Below are 1,319 nucleotides of genomic sequence, written 5' to 3'. Positions count from 1 at the left end.
CGCAGGTGACGCCGGGCGCGCCCGCGCCGGGCAACGCGACAGGCACCGCGACAGGCGTGCCCGTCAATCCGCCCGCGCCCGAAGGCTCGACGGGTGCCGGTTCGGCGGGCACCAGCAACCCGAACGCCCAGGCGAGCGGCCCGGGCATGCCGGAAGGCGCCATCGGGCAGACGCAGAAGGCGGCGGAACCCGTGCGAACGCAGGCCGAAGAAGCCGTCGTGCAGCGCGAGCACGCGCCTCTCTTCGATCACAAGCTGACGCTGGACTGGGGTATCAGCGATACCTACTACGACCGCCGGCAACTGCAGCTTTCGGGCTTCCTCGCGCTCGACGCGATCTTCCTCGGCAACATCAACCTCGGGCAGACCAAGTCGCACCAGGTGATGGCCGATCTGGACGTGCGCTACGGCCTCACCGACCGCATCAGCGTCGACGTCGATGTGCCGTACGTGTACCGGCATAGCCAGTTCATCGTCGGCGGTGCGGGCGGTGCGGCGAACACGTTGTCCGACGCGTCCGTCAATTCGAGCTCCGTCGGCGACATGAACTTCGGGTTCTACTACCAGATCCTGAAGGAAACCAACAACATCCCTGATCTGGTCGGCAGCCTGCGCGTGAAAGCGCCAACGGGCACGTCGCCGTTCGGCCTGAAGGTCGTGCAGCTCGAACCCGACAACACGAACCTCGTCGCGCCGTCGAAGCTGCCCACGGGTACCGGCTTCTGGAACGTCACGGCAGGCCTGTCCGTGCTGAAGACCTACGACCCCGTCGTGCTGTTCGGCAGCCTGTCCTACACGTACAACATCGCGCGCTCGTTCTCGGACATCTCGTCGATCCAGGGGCAGACGCAACCGGCGACCGTCAAGCTCGGCGACATCTTCCAGCTTGGCGCGGGCGTCGCGCTCGCGTTCTCCGACAAGGACTCGGCAAGCATCTCCTACACGCTCGCGCTGCAGCCTGCATCGAAAACCAAGGCGCCGGGCGGCGATTACGTAAAAGTGCCGGGCAGCGAGACCACGGCCGCCGTGATGAATTTTGGCCTGAACCATGTAGTGAACAAGCATCTGACGATCAACGGCTCGGTGTCGTTCGGCATGACGCCGGACGCGCCGAACTATGTGATCGGCGTGCGCTTTCCCTACACCTTTTGACGTGACACTGATACGAGGCAGATCGTGCGCGAATCTTCTCATCTGAGTTCCGTGCCCCCACTTGGCGGGTCCGGGTTGCGTCTTGCCGTTTCACGCGGGAACGAGACGCCGTCCGCGCGTCCCGTGGCCGTCGACACGCCGCGCGGCGCCGCGCCCGACGCGGAGAGC

The 1,319-nt window shown here is 65.7% G+C and carries 1 protein-coding gene; it reads left to right on the top strand.

Annotated features, from left to right (window positions below):
- A partial coding sequence (locus tag G3O01_RS44705) for a hypothetical protein (RefSeq protein ID WP_205813894.1) occupies positions 1-1,151 on the top strand: 1,151 nt, incomplete at its 5' end.
- Positions 1,152-1,319 lie beyond the last annotated feature (168 nt).

Source organism: Burkholderia sp. Ac-20365 (assembly GCF_017104715.1).
Classification (GTDB): Bacteria; Pseudomonadota; Gammaproteobacteria; order Burkholderiales; family Burkholderiaceae; genus Paraburkholderia.
This window is presented reverse-complemented; position numbering and strand designations above follow the sequence as displayed.